The 21,382-nt window shown below is 62.6% G+C and carries 10 protein-coding genes; 2 read left to right on the top strand and 8 right to left on the bottom strand.

What is annotated here, in order from left to right; genetic code table 11:
• The 4 genes from GE027_RS11190 to GE027_RS11205 form a co-directional block, all read right to left on the bottom strand.
• Positions 1 to 5,440, bottom strand: a 5,440-nt coding sequence (locus tag GE027_RS11190; protein WP_153557284.1) for a beta strand repeat-containing protein, incomplete at its 3' end; no start/stop codon positions are given.
• A gap of 165 nt (positions 5,441 to 5,605) precedes the next feature.
• On the bottom strand, positions 5,606 to 13,099 hold the full coding sequence (locus GE027_RS11195) for a dockerin type I domain-containing protein (protein ID WP_153557285.1): 7,494 nt from the start codon (positions 13,097 to 13,099) through the stop codon (positions 5,606 to 5,608).
• On the bottom strand, positions 13,096 to 13,584 hold the full coding sequence (locus GE027_RS11200; RefSeq protein ID WP_153557286.1) for a response regulator: 489 nt from the start codon (positions 13,582 to 13,584) through the stop codon (positions 13,096 to 13,098). Before GE027_RS11200 ends, GE027_RS11195 begins: the two co-directional genes overlap by 4 nt.
• Positions 13,585 to 13,829: 245 nt before the next feature.
• Entirely contained in the window at positions 13,830 to 14,948 is a 1,119-nt protein-coding gene (locus GE027_RS11205; RefSeq protein WP_153557287.1) for a sigma-54 interaction domain-containing protein, read from the bottom strand.
• Between the two features lie 329 nt (positions 14,949 to 15,277).
• Here GE027_RS11205 and GE027_RS11210 point away from each other — a divergent pair, with 329 nt between their 5' ends.
• A complete protein-coding gene (locus tag GE027_RS11210) occupies positions 15,278 to 16,315 on the top strand; it encodes an Lpg1974 family pore-forming outer membrane protein (protein WP_153557288.1) in 1,038 nt (345 codons plus the stop codon).
• 205 nt (positions 16,316 to 16,520) lie between these two features.
• Positions 16,521 to 16,724, top strand: coding sequence for a hypothetical protein (locus tag GE027_RS11215; RefSeq protein ID WP_162006687.1), 204 nt, complete (start codon positions 16,521 to 16,523; stop codon positions 16,722 to 16,724).
• Positions 16,725 to 17,036: 312 nt separating this feature from the next.
• Here the strand turns inward: GE027_RS11215 and GE027_RS11220 are convergent, their stop codons facing one another.
• The 4 genes from GE027_RS11220 to GE027_RS11235 all read right to left on the bottom strand — a co-directional run bounded on the left by GE027_RS11220 (position 17,037) and on the right by GE027_RS11235 (position 21,145).
• Complete coding sequence (locus tag GE027_RS11220; protein ID WP_153557290.1) at positions 17,037 to 17,642, bottom strand: hypothetical protein; 606 nt, start codon at positions 17,640 to 17,642, stop codon at positions 17,037 to 17,039.
• A gap of 236 nt (positions 17,643 to 17,878) precedes the next feature.
• On the bottom strand, positions 17,879 to 18,616 hold the full coding sequence (locus GE027_RS11225) for a hypothetical protein (protein WP_153557291.1): 738 nt from the start codon (positions 18,614 to 18,616) through the stop codon (positions 17,879 to 17,881).
• A complete protein-coding gene (gene hisH / locus GE027_RS11230) occupies positions 18,609 to 19,235 on the bottom strand; it encodes an imidazole glycerol phosphate synthase subunit HisH (protein ID WP_153557292.1) in 627 nt (208 codons plus the stop codon). The genes GE027_RS11225 and hisH overlap by 8 nt, the downstream gene beginning before the upstream one ends.
• Before the next feature lie 131 nt (positions 19,236 to 19,366).
• Positions 19,367 to 21,145, bottom strand: coding sequence for a response regulator (locus tag GE027_RS11235; protein WP_153557293.1), 1,779 nt, complete (start codon positions 21,143 to 21,145; stop codon positions 19,367 to 19,369).
• Between the last annotated feature and the right edge of the window lie 237 nt (positions 21,146 to 21,382).

Below are 21,382 nucleotides of genomic sequence, written 5' to 3' on the forward strand. Positions count from 1 at the left end.
CTTGATCATCTCCGGTGGGGAACGTCGGGGCGCCGTTGGGTTCAGCGGCGTTGCTTTCACCATCGAAGGCGTTGCCGGCGGGATCGACAAGCGTGTCGCGGATGGTCAGGGTGTAGCGATCATCGGGCAGCGGTTCGGCAAACACCAACTCCACCGTCGCCGTAGCGATCTGGCCTTCGACCGGAGTGGCGTTGACCACGCGCACCGATTCAATAGCGACCAGTCCCGAATGGTCGCCACGGACTTCGAAGTGCCCCAGTCGCTGGGCCACCAGTTCATCCAGTGCCGGATACAGATCACCGGGAGCCCGACCGTTGGGGACAGCGCGGCCCAGTAGATCCGCCGGCAATCGATCTTCGCGATTCAGAATATCTCTCAGATTCAGCACCAGACTGTTAACCACCGGCGTGGGGCCTTGCGTCTGGCCATCGCTGCCTTTCAGACCGAACAGGTTGTACTGCGGATGGGTGGGGATCTGGATCGCTTGCAGCGGTCCGGCGCCGTCGGGATCGTAGACCTGCGGCCCGACCAGATCGACTTCGACCAGGTTGATCTCGTAGATATTGATTGCGTTGTCGGTCGCCCCGGTTACCCGCAGATGATAATCCGTCAACGTATCAGCACTGAAGGAGACCACGTCGCCATCGGCCACGTCGGTGCTGGCGGCGATCAAGGTTCCATCGGCGCGGTAGACGGCCGCATTCAATTCGCCGCCGCCCGGCAGACCGGCGATGCGATCGAACAGGACTTCGAAACTGAACGTGCCGATCTTTGGTGCTCGGAAGCGATACCAATCTTCATCGCCAGGCAGGTTCAGCCCGGTCGCAAAGGGATTGACCGCGGCGGCAAAACCGATGTTCGCTTTGACCGTGGACTGGAACAGATCGGGCACTTCGGTGGGATTGACCAGGCTGTCGTTCTGCTCAAACGGATCGGCGTGGAAAACCACCACACGTCCGGCACCGTCGGCACCGGTACCGCCGGTAATGGGATTCAGCGGCAGGATGTCGACGCGTTCGATCTGCTCATACACGATCGGTGGCAGCATACCCACCTGGACCGAACCGGCTCGCAGATCATGCGATTCACGGTGCAGGATCAGGTCGCCGGGACCAACGTCTTCGACAACCAGGCGGTCACTGGCCAGCGGTCCGCCGCCTTCGACCTGAACCTGCAACGTGGCTCCGGAATCGGCCACCACCAACACCTGGTCATCGCCGCTGGACGCATCGGCGACCGCGATCTCGGTGCTTGCCGCCAGCGTGACCGGCTTGCGAGCGGTCCCCAGCGAATCGACGACGCTGACCGTTCGAGCGGCCATGTCCACGATCATTTGGTCATCGGCGGCGGTGGCCACGGTCGAGAGGACATCGGCCGAGCCGCCCCCAGCGTCGACCGTGAAGGTCCCACCAAAATTGTCAAACGTCATCACGGGGACGGTCGCGTCGGAGTGTTCGACGCGGCCACCGGTGGGGGTCAGCGGCAGGTACATCAACCGCTCGTCGCTGACGCCGCCCAGCACATTCAGGTCGCTGGCTGCCGCTAGCGGATTGACCAGAACCAGATTTTCCAAGCTGGTATAAAGCACATCGCCCAGGCCCGGTTGACGGATCGTTTGCGCCGGGATGTCCCAGGTGACATTGCCACCGCCCACTTGATAGCTCAGGGTGTCGCTGCCAAACGCCGTGTTGACGGCAATCGTCACGCCCGCTCCCGGCGTCACGTTCACGTCATCGACGTCCGTACCGATTTCCATACTGATGGTGTCGGCATCGGTAGTGTCGTGCAGAAAGGTCGTTTGTTGATCGCCAAAGGTGATGGTGGACGAGCCCGTGCCGCCGACGACCGTGGCGCTGCTGTTCACGCCGGGCAGGTCGTCGGTCGAAGCGGCAAAGACGTCGACCCCGGTGCCGGTATTGAATGTCCGCATCTCGAGACTCTGATACTCGACCGGGGCGTACACGACCGCGGTGTCCGGTGTAGCGCCCTGCGTCACCCACTGAAACCCGCCGCCGTTACCGACCTGGGGGCTGAACAGCACGGTATCGTTGCCGCCCGCACTCGGCTCGTTCACCGTCAGGCTGTCCACCCCGCCATCGCCGATGAAGCTCAGGTCGTCCATCAGCGTGTAATTGACCGTCACCAAACCATCGATCCCGATCACCCCGTTTTTGGGATTGGCTGCGTCCTGCGTCAACACAAAGGCATCGGCATTTGCGGTGCCTTCGATCCGCAGCGAATCGGCACCATCGGGACCATCGCCATCGACGTTGAACTGCGAGAACTGGGTGTTGCCGCCGAGGAACAGCGAAACGGTGTCCTCGCCCTGCTCGCCGTTGATGTTGACGGTGCTGGGCGCCAGGAAGTTTTGCAGCGTGATGGTAACCTGGCCATCGTTGGCGAAGGTGGCTTCACCACCGCCGAGGCTGCGGAAGCGGATATCGTTGGACGCGTCGGTTCCCGAAACCAAAACCGTTCCGGCTTTGCCCTGGGCATCGAATTCGAGCCCGCCTTCGACGTCGGCAAACTGGATGGCTTGCCCATCGAACTGCAGCGTCGCGGCCACATCGTCTGGAAAAATCGGAGCTTGGAAGTTGGGCGTGGCATCGAGCGACTGCATCTCGATCACGTCCGTCCCGCCACCGCCATCGACGAAGATGCCCTGCTGGAAGATCGGATTGTTGTTGAAGAATTTGGGCACCCCTTGGAAGATCACGCGATCATCGCCGCCTTCCAGATCGATCTGCAGTTGCTCGATACTGCTCAGTTCGGTGATCGTCGTCGTCACCAACAACTGGTCGCCGGCCGAGGCTCCGAACTGGGTCTCGACAATGTTCAGGTTCGTCCCCATCAACGTCAGGTTCGCTCCGTTCCCACTGATGATCGGGGCTGGCGTGCCGGGATTGGGCGACAGGACTTCCACCGTGAAGGGGCCGCCGCTGCCGCCGGTAACGGTTACATTGTTCAGCGCCGGGGATGCTTCCAGCACAAGTTCAACCTGTGCGGCTGTGGCGTTGGCCGGCAGATTGGCTGGGATTGGCACCCCGCCGACGGCCAGGGAGAACGTGCCACCGACGGCATTGGCGGGCAGGGTGATGGTCTGCACGTCGTTGGTGGGCGTGCCACCGGGCTGGGTGGTCGTGACGCTCAGGTTCTGAGCCGTGGCGATCAGATCGTCATCGATCGAGATCAGCGGTTGATTATCGAGTCCCAGATCGTTGACGAAGGTTACCGTGTAGGGCCCGCCAGCCACGCCAGAGACGTCGATGTTCTGCGTCCCACCGATCGATGGCAAAGCCCCCAGGGCCGAGCGGACGGATGAGGGTGCAGCGTTGTAGGCGATCGGGCTGGTCGTTTCGCCGTTAAAAGTCAGGTTAAACGAACCGCCATTAGCCGCCGGAGTGACCGATATCGTTTGGACTTCGTCGACGCCGGCAACGGCGGGCGGGTTGTTGTTGGTCCGTACGGTTAAGGTCGTGTTCGAGCCGCTGGTATCAATTCCAATCAGTGGTTGATCCGTCCCTCCAAGCGCTCCGGTGTACTCGAGGACGTAATTCTTCGCAGCACCGGTGACGAGCAAATTCCCGGCACCGATCGAGGGCAGGTCCGTCAGGATGTTCTGAATCGCCAGCGGCGAAGCGTCCACGGGGATGGGCGGCGTTGTAAAGCCTCCGAACGTATGCGTGAACGTCCCCGTGGTGCCATCGAACGAGACACTCTGCTTCTCGTTCACTTGCAACACACCGTTGGTGGTCGTGGCGACCGAAGAACCGGCGGCGAAGCCGACCAGACTGGAATTGGCCGTGGTCAAGGTGGGCTGGTTGGTCCCGCTGAGAGCCCCTGTAAACTCGATGTCCCAGGGTCCGCCCAAAGCGTTGGGGCTGGTCACCGAAACGTTGTTCGTCCCGCCCACGGCCGGCAGCGCGGCCAGCGCTGCCCGCACGGCGCTGGGATCGGCGTTGTAGGGCAACAGCGCTGTGGTCTGTGCCCCCAATTGCAATGCGAACTGACCGCCGGTCGTCCCGGCGGGCAACGCCACCCGTTGAATCTCGTTGTCCAGTACCGAACCACCGACCACGGTCGGGTCGACCACGATGGTGCCGCCGGTGACCAGTAGGTTCGTTCCGTTGGCAGCCATGTTGGGTTGGTCCATGGCGGCCAGCCCAGCCCCATCAAATTCCACGGTCCATGCGCCGGCCACGCCGCCCACGGTAACCCCGGAAATCGACGTCAGGGCTGCCAGAGCCGTTTCGACATCGCCGGGGGTGGCATTGTGAGCGATCGGCCCGGTCGTCTGGCCATCGAAGGTCAGCGTGAAGGTGCCCGTCGCGCCAGCCGGCAACGCCACCGTTTGAATTTCGTTCTGAGCCGCTCCGCCGGTCGAGCTAGGCGCCAAGTACTCGATCCGCTGCAGGTTGCCACTAGCGTCGCTGACAATGCGAATGATGTCGTTAAAATCACTGCCGGGCACGACCAGCAAGTCGTTTCCTGAACCGCCGTGCACGCGGTAGTCCACCACATCGAACCGGTTATTCACCACCAGCTTGTCGCGGCCTTCACCGCCGAACAGTGCGATCCGCGGGTTGACCGGCGGCGCGATCTGGGTGACGCCCAAAACCTCGATCGGGTCGGTGCTACCACCGCCCATCAACACGTCGTTGCCGATCCCGCCGTACACTTCCTGGACGACGCCGGACAATTCCGAAAGGTCGGCCGTGTCGTTGCCATCCAAGAGATGCAGTTGGATGCCACCGCGACTGCCACCGCCCAGGATGTCAACGACTTTGATTAATAGATCATCCACCGGTCCGGGGATGACGCCACCGATTAAGTCACCAACGTTCAAAGAAGGAATGATCGTCGTGTCGAAGACTTCCAGTTCCGGAAAGATCGTCGTGTTCAGAACCTGATCGGCCGCCTCGAACAATTGTTGCACCTCCGACGGAAGGAACTGAGACAGGGCGTCGGGGTTGGGCACAATCGCTTCCACATCTGGAAAGTCCAAGCCCAGCAGATGCGCGGCCGGAATCTCCACGCCGGCAATGAATTCCACCGTAAACTTAAAATCCTCCAGCAGGTCGTCGTTAAACGCCGGCAGGTTCCGCTGCACGAAAATGTCGTCGTTCTGTTCGTTGATGTACAGGAATAGATTGAGCAGATCGCCGGAGACCTTGACGTCATTGGCTTCCTGGGGAAACGCGTGGTACATCACCGAGATGTCCTGCGGCGGTGTCGCGTTCAGCGAGGAAGAGGGAATCGACGACAGCAACGCTGAAAATCCCGCATTGACCAGTTGAGATTCGACCGTGCTGACGGTCAATTCCGGCAACACCACCGCCAACAACCGCCGGTCCTCTAACTGCTCCCCAGCGAGCGTCGTGTGGAGCTTTCTTCGAAGGGCACGTCGCGTGGGACGAACAGAACGCTTTCGGACGGTCATATCAAGCTCCGGAGCCGGGGGGGCGCACAACTAGAGGGGGTGACTACGTTGATCAACTAGGTGGGGGATTACAAGGATTTTCCGGATTTTTCTGACTGTTCCGATTTTCACGACTCCCGACCACCTCCGCTTCGAAGGTGGACGATTGCAGTTTGCCGGGTTGATTCAGCGTTCCGAGGCCAACAGCGTCAGCGTCGCGTCCAACTCGCGCTGCGCCGCTTCTTGGGTTTCGGAAGTGGCGACATCAAGCGTTTCGCCGGGCCAGTAAGGCGCAGCCGATTCGACGCGGCCGCCAGCGTCCAGCACGGCCAGTTCATCCGCGGCTGAGTACAGGTTTGCGGCGACCTCGGCGTCGATGTCGAGGGATTCGGCCGTCTTCGCCGCTTCGCCCTGTGGCGAGTAGGCCCGGCCAACACGCGCCAACCGGTTCACTTCGTTCACCACCCGCAGCATGTCGAACGGTTCGATTCGGCCGCTGCCGTCCACGTCGGGCATCATCCCGCCGCGCTGCACCCCGCCCGCTTCCATCGTCACTCCGGCCGCGAACGGGCCCATGCCGTAACGGTTCAGGTGGTTCAGCACCATCAGTATGTCTTGGGGATTCACCGCCCCGTCGCCGTTGACGTCGTAAGCGTTCTGGCCATTGGTCGCCCTCAGCCCCACAACCGATACCGTCTCGCCCGTCCCGGTGGCCGGCACCACAGGCGGGTCAAAGTTGCCCACGACCGGCAGCGCTTGCTCATCACCGAAACTCGCAAAGATGTCCGGACCGAACGGCTCGGGTGTGAAGTGCACGACGTTGCCAAGCAAGCCCTGCGGATCGGCGACGATCCGGTCGGTGACCGGCACCACCGGCTTGCCGCCGTTTTCAATCGACAGCACCAAACGGTCCAAGTCCGTGTAGGCCGCCGGATCGACCGTCTTGATCAGCGTTCCTTGAGCCACGCCGACCGTATTGTCCCAGTCATAGACTTCACCGCTGGGAAGAATGAAGAACCACTGGTTCGACGCATCCAAGAACCATTTTTCCTGCGCACCGTAGGCGTTGAAGAACGTGCTGGTGCTGTACTGGAAACCGTACTGTTGGTCCAGCGCCGCCAGCGGATCGCCCTGGCTGGTTAGGATCATCCAGTCGGATTGTTCGCCTGGTGCCACGCCCTCGGCGGCGGGGTTGTACAGACCGATATCGTCGATACCGTCGCCGTTGAAGTCGGCGGCCACGGGCAACTCACGCACGCCCGGAAATCCGAAGGTGAACTGGACGTCGGTAAAGCCGTCCAGGCCGTCGGCGGCCAGGTCCAGCGAGAACACGTCGTCGGCCCAGGCTCCGAGATCATCCTGGCCATCGCCATCGAAGTCGCCGGCGATGGGCAGCCCTTCCATATTGCCTGCCAGTGCCAGATCGACTTCGAAATCGTGATCGGTGTCCAGATACCAAACCACATCATCCTTCAGCCCCACCTCGTCACCGTTGACCGCATTGCCGTCGAAGTTACCGGCGAAGGGACGTCCGTTGACCTGAGTCGTTTCGAAGACCACCTGATCGGCCACGCCGTTGTTGTTGGTATCAATCATCCAGCGGAACTGTCCGGCAACCTGGCCGTAGGTGGCCAGTTTGTCGAAACCGTCGGCCACGTCGCCCGCACCGGCCACGAAGTTGCCGGCGAAGGTGTAGTCGGTTTGGAAGCCCAGCTTGTAGACGATGTCCTCGTTGGTATCGTCGCCGCCGAGGCCTTCGGGATCGAACTGGTTATTGCCGTTGGTATCGATGTACACGCTGCCCAGCGCGAACACCCCGATTTCCGCTCGCGTGTCGACGGTAAAACGCGCCACAAAATCACCACCGGCCTGACCGTCGCCGCTGGGGAAGGTGGGCAGACCGCTGGGTTCGGCCGCGTCGGCATCTCCGTCGAGCGCATTGCCCGCCGGATCCACGACCGCATCGGAGATCGTCAGCGTATAGCGATCGTCCGGCAGCGGGCGTTCGAAGTCGATACGTAGGCTGCCCGTGGCGGGACTGCCCGGCAGCAGCGGATCGGGCAGGAACGTCACACTGGTGATATCGATGCGACCGTTGTGATCACCGACCACCTGATAGTGGGCGGGATTCTCTGCCGGGTTGCCCGCTACGCCACTTTGCAGGGCGTCGTACAAGAAAGCCGCCACGCGATTGGGCAGATCCTGCACCGACACGGTCAGGGAATCGATCACCGGCGTCGGTCCATCGGTCGGTTTAACATCGAACAGGTCGAAAGCCGGCGCGTCGGTGATGAATACGTCGGTGACCTGCGGTCCTTGCGTGTCCACAAAGACGTCCAGGAACCCATACTCACCGCGGTTCCCCGCCAAGTCTTCGCCTTGCACCGCGATCTGTCGCAGTCCGTCGAAAGGAAAACCCGCCGAAGGATCATTCAAGTCGAAGGCGCCGCTGTGTCGCCACAGCCCGGCGGGAAAGGCTTCATCACCGTCCAAAGGCGCCGCGACGGTCAACCCTTGGTAGACATCCGAAGCGTTGACCACCAACGGCGATACCGGAGCGCCATCGGCCCACATCCGCACGATGGCATTCGCCTCGGCCAGGCCGACGAACCCCGGTGCCGTCTGGCTGGTGATCCGATCGACGATGGTCAGCGGATGTCCTTCCACGCCCGTATCGGTGGTCGCCGGATCCAAACGCACGGTCGGAGGGGCCGGAGGAAGCGTGTCGAGCGTCACCTGCAGTATGCCGCCCATCGCGCCGCGTCCGAGTTGGTCCGGCACAGCCCGGTCGCGCACCCACACCGCAGCTTCGATGAAGTTGTTGTGCCCTTCGATCAGGTCGCCCGCGGCCGCAGTGAACTGCCACGTGTTGCCCACGCCGGTGTAGAACGCAAAGCCGATCGAGACCTCGTTGTTAAAAACTTCCACGCCGTAGTCAAAAGCGGCATCGGGCGTATCGTTATCGGTCGTATCGGGCAACAGGTTCAGATTCAGGAACGTATCTAGACGGTCGTCGTCCAGGATGATGTCGAAGGTGGAGGTGGCAATCCGGGTCACATCGTCGCTGTCGTGACGCCCGGAATCCGAAGCCGCCTGCAGGTCGACGATCGCCGGCACCGGAGCGGCTTCGTTTTCAACCGTCACGTTGTAGACATTGATCGCATCGTCGACGCCCTCGACGCGCAGGTAATACGTCTGGTCTTCCACGGCCCCGTGGGTCAGTCGCAGGCCGACAAGGTTGCCGGCGGCGTCGAATAGGTCGGTGGCCGTGCCCAACGCGTTCCCATCGGAATCGTAAACCGTGGCGGCCAGCGTTCCCCCGCCCGGCAATCCGCTGCGTCCATTGGCCAGGGTTCCCAGCGTCTCGAAATACAAGCGGTAATCCAGCGTGCCGGTCGTGGCCGCGGTGACCTGATAGAAATCGCGATCATCGCCGCTGGCGCCATCGATGGTGGGGTCCAAATTAATTGTGGTGTTGGCTCCCAGGAATGTGGCACTGGGCAGCGTATCGTTGGGTTCGAAGGGATCTGGTTTAAAAACGATCCAGCGTCCGCTCGCATCGACGCCGGTCGCGCCGGTCAGCGGATCAGCCCCGTCGACGATGGCCACTTCGACATTCTCATAAACCACCTGCGGGACGAGACGTTCGCCAACGGCTTGTGGGTGATCCGGAGCGATCGTAAACGTCCCCGCATCGGGCGTGCGAGATAAGCGTTGCAGCACGGTGTCGCCCAAACCATTGTCGACGACCACCAAGCGGTCGCCGACGCGCGAATCGCCACCGCGAATGTGGTATCGGGGCACGACGGTCGCAACATTACTCGCGTTGGAAAACAGGTTGTCAGCGATCTCCAGACGTACCGTATCATCGCCGGCGAACAGATCGACTTGAACATTCTCGATGCCCGTCAACGACTCGAATGCGGACAGTCCATTTAGGACTCGGGTCAGGTTGGACGCATTGAGTTGCAAGAGTTCCAATTGGTCGTCAGTGGGCAGTTCGTGGTCGGTCGCAAAGATTGCCAACGTGTCGACGCCTTGGTCGCCAAGGTAGATATTGTTGCCAATGCGAGGGTTCGCTCCATCGCCACGTGGGTCACCCCCGGCCAAGGAATCGTCGCCCTCACCGCCGCTCAGCACATCGTTGCCGAAACCACCGACCAGGGTGTCGCGTCCTTCCTCACCAAACATCGAGAACGGTGTATCCACGGATACATTGCGAGCATCCAATACGTCATCGCCGCTGCCGCCACGCAGCTGCACGGATTGAAACGTCGTGGCTGAGGCATCGGCCACCGCATCAAAACGCATCGTGTCGTTGCCGGCCGCACCGAGCACTTCGATTGTCTCCAAGCCCGTGGGCAACGCGGCATGATCGCCGACAAAAACGTCATCCCCTTCGCCCAGGTTTACCAACAGATTGGTCTTATTGACGAATTCGATCGGTTCGAACTGGTCGATCGTGATCCGTGCTGCCGGTGCACCCAGAATCGTTGCTTCGGCGTAAGTCACCTGGTTGTCGTCCTGCAGCAAACTGGCCAGGGTGGGAACCGTACTAACGGAGAAATCGACAGCCGCAACGTTGCTGACCACCGGTTCCAGTTCCTCAAACCAGACCGTCTGCTGGCCGCCGGCGTCGAGGATTTGATGTCGTCCCGAACCCGGCAATTGGCCCACGCCCACGGCTTCACTATCGTAGGTTACGGTCAGATCATCGGTGTGCATGGTCAGCACGTCGAAACCGCGATCGTAGCCGACCTGGGTGATCACATCGTCGATCGGTGGCAGGAACGAACCGACAGGAAAGTTCGGCTCGGTAGAGCAAGTTCCATCGCCGTTGTAGCGAATGCCTTCGGGCACATCGATCAGGCCGTTGGTCGAATCGACAATCAACTCGTCGTTGCCGCCAACGCCGAAGACATTGATCTGCATGATGGCCGCCAACGGGACCGTAGCCACGGGCAGGGCGGAGTTCAGGAACACATCCAACAGCAGGGGATTGGCAGCACTGCGGACCAATCGGAAGACATCGTCCTGATTGATATGGTTCTCGTCGCCGCAAATTGTCAGCACCGGGGCTTCCTCGAGCACCTGTCGAACGTTGTCCACAACGAACGCTCCGCGTCCCAGCGTTCCGACGACCAGCAGGTTGTCGCCCTCGTCAAAGTCCATGTCCCAAACCGGTGCGTTCGGCAGATTGCTGCCCAGTTCCGTCCAGACGTTCGGGATTGTGCTGAGCATCCGATGCACGCCATAACGTCCACCGGCCAGCACCGCTTGGCTGCCATCGTCCAGCGTCACCAGTTCGATGGTCTGCAGGCGGGGATCCGAGAGGTTGCCGCTGATATTGGTCCACGTGGCTCCGGCATCGAAGGTTTCAAACACCTGCGTGTCGGTGGCGACCACTGCGTGCATGAAGTCGTCCGGGTCCATGTCGATGTCGCGGACAAACCCACCGCCCAACGCAGCCGTCGCGTTCAGCGGACCGGCGGCGACCGTTCTCACCAACACATTGCCTCCGACGCCCACGTACAACGCTTCGGGGTTGCCCACCGTACCGTAGGCGATCGCGTTGTTGGAGCTGATAACGCTGGTGCTGATTCTGGCAACGTTATCGCCTCGGTCGGTGGATTCGTAGATCCCGTTTCCGGCTCCGATGATCAGTCGATTCGGAGCCCCTTCATTGACGGCAATCGGCGTGACGAACTGGCCGGTCGGTACGGGGTCGCCGCCCGAGGCCAAGCCGACGGCCACATTGGTGACCACCCCGTTGGCCGCGTTTAATTCACGGCGGCGAAACCCGCCCAGGTTCTGGAAACTGCTATAGCGCAGCGACAGCCCACCACCGATCAAATTGTCCACCGCCACGTCGCCACCATCGGCGGTCGACACGCTGCGGTAGCTAAGGCTGCCGGTGGAGATCTCTTCGGTCGTCCCTGTGTCTTGGTTACCACTGATGATGATGTTGGAGTGATTGTCGTAGGCAACGTCGTGCATCTCGGTGACTTGCAAACCACCAGTCGCGTCGCTCATCAGCGAAAACCAATCGCCGTTATTGTTCTGTGGTGTGGTGCGAAAGTAGATGCCGCCGTCGTCCACTTCCACAAGGACCCCGTCGGCGCGGAAGCGCATCTCACGCGAGTCCGCGTGCGGCGAACTGCTCGATGCCGTGCCACCGCCGACAAAACCGGCGTTCTGCTGGTGGGTCAGATGTTCCCACTGAGGCGAGAATTCATTGTTGGTGGCCCCGGGATCCACCGCAGCAACACTGGCGTCGCCACGGAACAGATTGCCCGAGAAATCGGTCGCGCCCACGGGATTCGGGAAGGGCGAATCCTGCCGGTCGCCGCCGATATAGACGATGTCGTCGTTGGTGGGATCGACGCGGATCGAGAAATGAATCGCTCCCTGGCCGCCGGGTTTTTGCGAGGGGTTCAACCGCGCCAGCTCGCGAGCAAAATCGCCTGCGCTGGCGACGTAAGCACCGTTGCCGGCGCTGCCGTTCAGGGTGAACTGGTTGTTGGTATTAGGCACCGGCGTGACGGTCCATTCGCCATTGGCCGCCGTATTGCCCATCACGTCGTTGATGCGCAACAGGTCTCCATTGCGATAGGGTGCCGCGATCGCCGTGGTGATCACAATAGGCGTGGTATTGGTAGCGTTGGTAATGTCGATTGCCCCCTGGAGATACACCGGCAGATCCATCTCCGTCCAAGTCGCTCCCAGATCGTCGCTGAAGCCGATGTAATTAGACCGGCCCGCTTGCAGGACGCTGGCAAAAATTCGACCGCTGGTCGGCGACACCGCCATCTCGGCGTTGTTGTTGCTGCCAGCGGTGAATGCCGCCGTCAAAGCAGCGTCGGTCGACGCGTTGACCCAGGTGTTGCCCAGGTCGTCGGTGCGGAAGATGCCCACCCCGGCAATGGATACATACAAGCGGTTGTTATTGGTCGGGTCGCTGACCAGGTCGAAAGCGTTGCCGAAGGGCAGGCCATTGGTACCGGACAACAGCTGAAAACTCGCCCCGCCATCGGTCGTTCGATACACGCCCGCGTTGTTGCCGCTGACCAGGATCGTGTTGCCGCGTGGCGCCACGCCCGACACGTTCACGCCCTGCAGTCCGGCGACCGGCGTGTTGCCCAGTTCCGTCCAGGTATCGCCACCGTCGGTCGTCCGCAAAATCCCCGTGCGATCGCCGCCGGCTTGTCCGAAACTGCTGAACCGACCGATGCCCACAACCAGCGTGTTGTTCGTGGCGTCGGTCGGATCAAACTCCAATGCTCCGGTCGACAGCGTGCGGAACTGGTCGATCAACGGCTCGTAGGTGGGATTGGCCGCGGTGAAATCCGTCGACCGCCACACGCCGCCATTGGTTCCTCCCAAATAAGCGATGTCGGCGTCGGTGGGATGCAGGGCCAACGTATGGATCGCTCCGGCCACCGGATCGGCTCCCGGACCGGTGCTGGGAATATTCTCGACCTGACCATTATTGCTGGGCGAAGGCCCGCGGGCGATCCAGTCCGGCGCTCCGGAAAAGCTGACCGCGAGCAAGCGTCGCGACTCGAGCGACTCGACCAGAAGCCGGCGCTGCGAGCGAACGCGAGCCCGACGGGCTGTACTCCGCCGAGAGGCGAAGCGTGATAGGAACTGACGACGGCGGTCCGTAGGTGAAACATTCATTCGGGTGATCTCCGCGAGGGTGGTTCTGGACGTACGGAAAGCGGTTGAGAAGCGGGAGGCGAATCCACCGAAGGTGCGGCTGCCGGATGTTTCCCATCGATGGTCTTGCTCGGATCCAACCACCACAGTTGAGGCGGTTTACATAAATAGCCAGCTGCACCTACCCCTCGAGCCTGCCGTTCCTCCGCAGCAACGTAGCGATCGGCTACCAGAAAGAACCGCGCCCCGACAAAGCGCGGCCGCAAGGAACCGAGCACGTCCACGCCAGTCGCATCGGGCAGATGCATATTGACCAGCCACAACTGCACGGGCTGGCACAAAGCGAACTGCAATGCCGCCCGGCCGCTGTCTAAAAAGTGCAGCTGAACATTCGCCGGACGGGTCTCGTCAACGGTGCGGTAATCGTCCGGTCGTCCATCCACAATCACGGCTTGGACTGACGGCAATGTCACAGAGTGGTTTCCTTGCAGGCTGATACAACGCACGCGACGCGTATACAGCACAAAAGCAAGTGTCGGTCCACCACGCTGCGGCAAACCAGAAAGCGGTGTTTAACCACTGGTGGAATAAGGAGATAAAACATCGAACCGTCGTCCGGGGGCCCGTTCGCTGCGCCCGCCGGGGGACACAACAGGCCACAACTGGGGTATTGTGTGCCAGAGACCGCTGGCTTCTTTCGCACCAACGCCCCGCCGACTCGGTACGCCCGGCGCGAGCCGAGAAGGGCTCGCTAAGACGTCCCGGGTTTTCGCAAACCGTACTTCTTCATCTTGCGAGCCAACACGTGCCGGTCGATCGCCAGCATCCGGGCCGCGGCGCTTTGGTTGTATCCCACGGCCTGTAATGTCCGCTTGATATGCTCCGCTTCCACCTCCGGCAGCGTCCGCCAGCGCGCAGATGCTTGTCGATCACTCGCGCTCGCATCGCCGCCGGCCGTCACGGGATCGCTGGCCATCGCTTTCGTGGGCACAACCGGGTGCGACTGGGCTTGGCCGGCCGGCAAGCAGTGCGGTGCGGGCGGTCCCCGCAGCGGCGACCGATGAATGCGCAGCGCCTGCGGCTGGATGACGTCCTCGTCGGAGAGGATCGCGGCCGATTCGAGCACGTTCTGTAACTCGCGGACGTTGCCGGGCCAGTCGTGGTCCAGCAAGCGGTCCAGGCTGGCCGCGCACAGCGATTTCGCCGGCCACCCGTTCTCGCTGGCCAAGTCCTCGAGGAACTGCTCGGCCAACAGCGGAATGTCCTCCGGGCGATCCCTCAGCGGCATCGTGCCCAGGGTGACGACGCGGAGCCGATACAGCAGGTCCAAGCGAAAATTTCCGTCGTGCACCTCGCGGCCCAGATCACGGTTGGTCGCCGCGATCACGCGTACATTCACCGGGATCGGGTCGTGGTTGCCCACGGGCACGACGCAGCGTTCCTGCAGGCAGCGCAGCAACATCGCTTGAATGGTCGGTTCCAGCTCGCCCACTTCATCCAGAAAGATCGTGCCGCCCTCAGCCGCTCGGAAACACCCCAGCGAAGCGTAATCGGCACCGGTGAACGCACCTTTGACATGCCCGAACAGTTGGCTGGAGCAAAGCGGACCGCTGATCGAGGCGCAATCGACCGGCACGAATGCCGAATTGCAGCGAGGACTGACCTGGTGCAGGCAGCGCGCAATCAACTCCTTGCCCGTTCCCGTGGTGCCTTGAATCAAAACCGTGCTGGCCGAGGGGGCGACCCGCGTGATCTGCTCGCGCATCCGCCGGGCCCATGCGGAGCAGCCCAGAAAGCCAGCCGTAGGATCCTGCGGACCTCCGTGCTCCGAAAACGCTGCGGGCTGACTCGACAAGCGTGGTCCGGACATGGCGTTTGGCCTGACACAGGGGAACTTCGGGAGGGCTCCTTCCCCGAGCCACAGCCGCGGCTGCGGCGTGGCCGGTATCCACGGCACAACCTACCCAACCTACCAGTCCGGCCAACCATGTCAACCATTATGGGGCTCGGGACCCACCAGCGGTGCGGGACAGGAGGACCTTCGCACTCACGCCGATTGTGCCGATTGTTCCAGTGGTCCCGAGCGACCCCCTTGTTCGTGGTGTTCCGCCGGTAACGAACCGATTCAAGGAAACAGGCCCACCGACCTGGTGCGATGGGGAGCATGGAAGGACCACCAAACTTAACAGGATGAACACAATGAGAATGAATTCACGACTCTGGGTGTTGCTGGGAGTACTGGCCGTATTCTGCGGTTCGGCTCGAGCCGAGGAAGCCACCTCCGTGCAGGACTCGGCGATCCAGCTGGCCGCCTGCACCGAGAGCTACGACACCTGTGCTCCGGCTTGCTGCACGCCGCCCTGGGCACACCAGTCGGGCGTGTTTGGCGAACTGCTGCTGCTGCGTGCTCGCGACGCGGAAATCGCTTACGGCATGTCCGTCAACGGCGCGGTTCCCGAAGGACGCGTGGGCGTGCTGGATCCGGAATACGACCTGGGCTTCCGCGTGGGCTTGACCAAGGCGCTCGATCACTGCAGCAGCTTCAGCCTGTCCTACACCAATTTCAACAGCAGCCAGGACGATCGTCTGGACCAGGCAGCTCCGAACTCGATCCAGAAACTGCTGGTCCACCCGGCAGAGCCCAACGCGGCGGCCAACGTGCTGACCGCCTTCGGCGCTTATGACATCGATTTCCAGTTCGCCGATCTGGACTACCGCTTCGTCGTGCTCTCGAACGATTGCACCGCGGCGAACTTCACGATCGGAGCCCGTTACGGAAACCTCGACCAGGAAATGGCCGTGGTCTACACCGGTGCCGGCCTGACCGAGTCGATCACCACCGACATCGACTTCGACGGAGCCGGTCTGCGTCTGGGTGCCGACATCGAACATCACGGCAACCGCGGCCTGTTCGTCTACGGAAAGACCGCAGCCAGCTTCTTGGCCGGTGAGTTCCACGCCAACTACCTGCACGCCAGCACCGCCGATCCGGTCCGCGTCGCTTCGGAGTGGGAAGCCGGTCGCCTGGTCTCGATCCTGGACCTGGAAGTCGGTGCGGGCTGGCAACACTGCTCGGGCCTGCGAGCTTCGGTCGGCTACACGTTCAGCTCCTGGCTCGGCACCGTCAAAACCGACGACTGGATCGACGCCGTCCGCAACAACGGCCAAAGCTTCCGCGACCTGAGCGACGACTTCACCTTCGACGGATTCGTCGGCCGCGTCGAATACCGCTTCTAAGCCGCCGCAGCGCAGCCTTCTCCCCCATCGCAGCTCTTGTAGCCTTTGCCCGGCGATCTTTCGCTCGCGGGGCAAAGGTTTTTTTGTACGCAATCGATACCGGCGCGGCGGAGCACGCCGAGCGTCACCGGCCGAGGCAACGCTGCAGCCGGATCGTGATCGCGGCCCCCGGATCGTGATCGCGGATGGGGCCGCGGGTTGTGAGGTGGGGTGTTTAAATGCGCGTACGATCGAGTACGAGTACCGCTTCGCTGAGCACGAGCACGAGCACGAGCACATGTACAAGTACAAGTACGAGCACGAGCACGAGTACGAGCACGAGTACGAGTACGAGTACGAGCACGAGCACGAGTACGAGCACGAGCCGGAACCATCGCGGGCACTCGAGTTCGCGAGTCAGCGTGGTTGAAGCGTCCTATCCTCGGTCGCTGTCGGCACAGAAGACTTTGCGCAGTTCCACGTCAACTTGTCGCAATCGCTGATGCACCTGAGGCAGGGCCGGCCCCGCGACATAGCTCACTTCGACCAAGAGCAAACGAACGGTACCGTCGGCCTGCACCGTCACCGGCCTGCACCGTCACCGGCCTGCACCGTCACCGGCTGCCCGTCACCGGCCTGCACCGTCACCAGCTGCACCGTCACCGGCTGCCCGTCACCGGCCTGCCCTGGGGCGGGCTCGCGAAGCAGGTTCCCGGCAGCACCACTGGCGGGAACCGATTTTTCAGCGGAACGCGTTCGGGGTTTCGGCGCTGTCGATCCGAGGTAATCGTTTGGGCCGGGCGGCGCCGGCCGCCGGCGGTGCCTTCCATGACTCGTTCGCAGACGAGTTCGCAGTCGGCTGGGTCGCGAGACGAGCCTCCGCAGTGGAGACCTGAACAGGCTCCGGCGGCGGAGGGGACGTGCCGCCAGCGCGGGCCGCCAACCGCATCGCTCGACGCGCGGCCTCCAGGCGGGCCATGGCTTGCCGGAGCCGCAGCGGGGAAGCGTGTCGATCGAACCTTGAGGAATCACCCGGACCGGGCTGGGTCGATTCCTGCGGTGCCGCTGGTTGCCCCGCTGGGGGCAGGTCGCCCGGCGGCGACGGCCTGGATCTCGGCTGCGCGTCGGCGGTGCAGAATCCGTCGACCGGATGGTTCACCGGTTGGCCCGCATGGCCAGCGGCACCGCGCCCGGGCACTTCGGCCGGGAGCGTGGCGTAACCGGCATGTCGCAGGGCCGGTTCCCACGCCTCACGACGCGTACTGCACTCCCGGTGAGTGCAACCACCCACCAAGAACAACAGCGTGCCGCCGAGCAGCCAACAGGAAATCAAGCGGGATCGGGTCACGGCCAGAAAGCCTCCTCGGAGCGGAATCAGCAGCAGGAAATCGACCGATCTCCGGCTACTTTGCGAATCGACCGTCCGCTTATGACGCGTTGATCGATTATCCGGAGCCTTCCGCCCAGATCGTCGGAGCGTCCGGACCATGCGGCAAAACTGAAAGACCCGCCCCAGCCGCCAGAACCGGCTCAGCCGCTAGACAGCGTTCAGCCAAGAGAATCGGCTCAAGCCCGAGACACCGCTCAGCCGCCAGAACCTGCGGGAGCGTCACAGCTTATCAAGGCCGCGGTGAACTGCCAGCGAACGGTCTGGGGCAGGGGAGTCTCCAGCGACCGCGCGGCGGAGAGCCAAAGCCACTGGGCCGCCGGATCGGTCTGCCAGGCCAGTTCATCATCGGCCGCAGCGGGCAGGGTGCCGCCGCGACCGGGAGTTGCCGGACGCGTTGCAGTCAGTTGCAAACGGTGACCGCGGAGCGGACCGGCGAGTGCTAGCAGTGCGCGGTTCTGCTCGATCTCCAAGACCGCTCCCTCGGCAGCGATCCGGTACAGGCTGCCCAGATAGCCGGCCGGCCGGGCAAAGCGGCACGCGATATCAAACTTGACGCTCGCCAGCTCTCCGGCATTCCCTGTGGAGGCTCCCGGCGTGCCTTCGACACTGCTGCTCCAGTGTCCACAGCCGGCTTGCCCCACGGCCAGGATCGCGTCGCCGGGGCCGATGGGCTCGACCGAGACCTGCTGCAGCGGCGGATCGGCAGGCCACTGCTCGCTCGCCGGCAGCGGCAGCCCCGCCACCACGGCCGGCCCGGATGCCAGCAGAACCTGCTGGCCCGTACCGGCAGGCTCGCCGGCCAAGACGCCGAGGATGCGATGCGAGAAACGATCCTCGGCCCAGTGGCACTCCACGGCCAACCCGGCCGAACCGCCGTCGCGGACTTCGATGCGCCGCACTTCACGGTCCTCCACCGGCTGTGAATCAACCATGTTCGACCGCCGTGGGCAGCCGAGCAAAGCGTTCCAGCAGTCGCAGGCCGTTGGCTTGACTTTTCTCGGGGTGAAACTGGGTGGCGTACAGGTTGCCGCGCCGCACCATCGAGCAGAATTCGCCGCCGTAGTCGGTGCTCAGGGCGATCACCGAGGGATCGGAGGGCACGACATAATAGGAATGCACAAAGTAAAAATAGGCTCCGTCGCTGTCGTCGCCCAGAACGGGGGCGGGCTGCCGCACGCGAACCGTGTTCCAGCCCATGTGCGGGACCTTCATCGGGGCGGCGCGTTCGAACCGCACCACCTCGCCGCCCAGCACGCCCAGGCCGTCGAAGCAGCCGCCTTCATAGCCCTTTTCGAACAACAACTGCAGCCCCAAGCAGATCCCCAGAAAGGGTCGATCGGTAGCGATAAAGTCCCGGATCGGCTCGACCAAGTCGCGGCGTCCGAGCTCGGCCATGGCGTCGCCAAACCCGCCCACTCCCGGCAAGATCAGCTTCTCCGCCGTCGCGATCTCCTGCCCGTCGCTGCTGATGCGGGCTTCCAAGCCAACGCGTTCGATGGCCTTTTGGACACTCCGCAGGTTGCCCATCTGGTAATCGACAATGGTGATCATCCGGCAAGCTCGTCAGCACAGAACAAAAAGACAGGAAACGGCAAAGGCAATTGCAGAAAAGCAAAGGCAACCGCACCGAAACCGTTGATCCTAACGCGCTTCGGAGAACCGACAAGCGGGACCGCGGCCGCTCAGGCTTTGGCCCGCACCGCCTCGTTGGACTCCAGGATCGTTTCGACGACGTCGATCAATTGATCCAGGCGGAAGGGTTTGAACAGCACGCCCTTGGGATGCAGCCCGGCTTGGCGAGCCTTGACGATCGAGTGGCCGGGGTCGTAACCGAATCCGGTCATCAGCACCATCGGAACATGGCTCATGATATCGCTCAGTCGCCGCATCACCTGGTAACCGCTGAAGTCCGACAGGCGGATGTCGCTGATGATCACGTCGTAATCGACTTGGCCGATACTGCTGCGGACCATGGCCACGGCTTCTTTGCCCTCGTGAGCCGTTTCGACGATACAGCCGTAGCGTTCCAGCAGGTTGTGGGCGTCGTTGCGAACCGAATCGTCGGCGTCGACGACCAGGATGTGCTTGCCCCGCAGCATCGGATGCTGGGGCCCTTGGGCGCCGGCCGGCACGGCTTCCAGGGGCGTCATCCGCTGGCCGATCTGCTGGATCGTCTGTTTGATATCGCGGGCGTTCTGCAGGACGCGGCGAATCCGCTCGATCATCTCCGGCGAGTGACCGATGTAGGATTCCATCACGTTGACCGCGTCGTTGAGGATTTCGTCGACCGGCAGGGCCACGGCGCTGTGGATCGCATCACAGCTCTGCTGCGCCGTGTTGGCTTTCTGGGCAACCAACAATTCCAGCGTGTTCAGGGCGAAGGCGACATCGCGGGCAAAGATTTCCAAGAACTGCAGATCGTCCTCGCTGAACGCCGCCGGCTCGGGGCTTTCGACGTTGATCGTCCCGAGCACCTGGTCGTGCAGGATCAGCGGCACGGTCAACGAGCTCTTGGCTTCGGCCACGCCCGGGATGAACAGGGGATCGTTGGCGACATCGTGGCAGATATAGCTGATCCCGCGGGAGGCGACAAAGCCGGTGACGCCGTTGCCCTGGGGATGGGCGAACAATTGCCGATCGGCGGCCGCTTGATCGATCCCGACGCTTAACAGCGGCATCAGCACGCCGGTGGCCTGTTCCAGCAGGCGGATCTCAATGACTTCGAAGTTCAGCAGATCGCTCAGGTAGACGCGGATGTTCTCTTTGAGCAATTCAATCCGCTCATCGACCTCCATCAGAAAGATCTCATCGGGCCGCAGGTCGGCCAATTCGCGACCCGCCTTGTGAATCGCCGCCAGTTTCTGTTGCTGGAGGATCTCGTCGGTGACCTCACTGACGGTGACGATCAACTGGTGGGCGGCCCGGGCGTCCTCGAGGGCCCGGGAGTCCTCGAGGGCCCGAGCGTCCTCGAGAGACTGGGCGTCCTTCAGCGGCGCGGCATGCACGTGGAAGTAACGGTTGTCCTGCGTCAACAGCGTGCTGCTGCTTTCCTGATCGGTCGCCAACGCGGTGTGGAAGGGACAGAAGTCGGGTCCCATGATCTCGGGCTGGCCCAGCAGGGCATAGAAGTTGGTGCCTTTGGCGACGCCGCCCGAAGCGTCCAGCGTCTGGGGGTCGGCCCAGCGAATGATCCGGGCGTTGGCCCACAGGACCTGGAAGTCTTGATCCAGCAGGGCCACGCCTTGGGGAATGTCGCGGAGCATCCCGGCGCTGTGCTGCAGATGCACCAGCTCGCTGCCGACGGGCAAGCGGTCGCGGTCGATCCAGATCGCATCGAACGCTTCGCTGGCCAGCCGATCCATCGCTTCGGTGGCACTCTGCACCTGCACAATCTCAGCCTCGGCCGGCGGCGGACCATCGGTCGGGCGGTTGCCAATGCAGAGAATTCGTGGTGCGTTCATTCCCAAACTCACCCACCCCCAAGGTGCCTTCGTGCTACTTTCGCTCGCGACAGCAGCCCCACAGGGGATAATACGCGACTTTACGCCGGTCGCTATCCCTCTTTCCAGTGGATTCTATGACTTCTTCAACCGCCCGCCCGGGCCCGCGCGCGATCCTAAGCTGCCGCGGCCCGGCGGACAAGATCAATCATCGTCGTTTTGGGCCCCGCGAGCCCACTGAAAAATGCCGCGGCCGCT

Source organism: Roseimaritima sediminicola (assembly GCF_009618275.1).
GTDB lineage: Bacteria > Planctomycetota > Planctomycetia > Pirellulales > Pirellulaceae > Roseimaritima > Roseimaritima sediminicola.

Coding starts and splice junctions, on each gene's coding strand:
- GE027_RS11225 (WP_153557291.1), bottom strand. CDS start 18,616: ATGGTTGATTCACAGCCGGTGGAGGACCGTGAAGTGCGGCGCATCGAA.
- GE027_RS11235 (WP_153557293.1), bottom strand. CDS start 21,145: ATGAACGCACCACGAATTCTCTGCATTGGCAACCGCCCGACCGATGGT.
- GE027_RS11210 (WP_153557288.1), top strand. CDS start 15,278: ATGAGAATGAATTCACGACTCTGGGTGTTGCTGGGAGTACTGGCCGTA.
- hisH (WP_153557292.1), bottom strand. CDS start 19,235: ATGATCACCATTGTCGATTACCAGATGGGCAACCTGCGGAGTGTCCAA.
- GE027_RS11205 (WP_153557287.1), bottom strand. CDS start 14,948: ATGTCCGGACCACGCTTGTCGAGTCAGCCCGCAGCGTTTTCGGAGCAC.
- GE027_RS11195 (WP_153557285.1), bottom strand. CDS start 13,099: ATGAATGTTTCACCTACGGACCGCCGTCGTCAGTTCCTATCACGCTTC.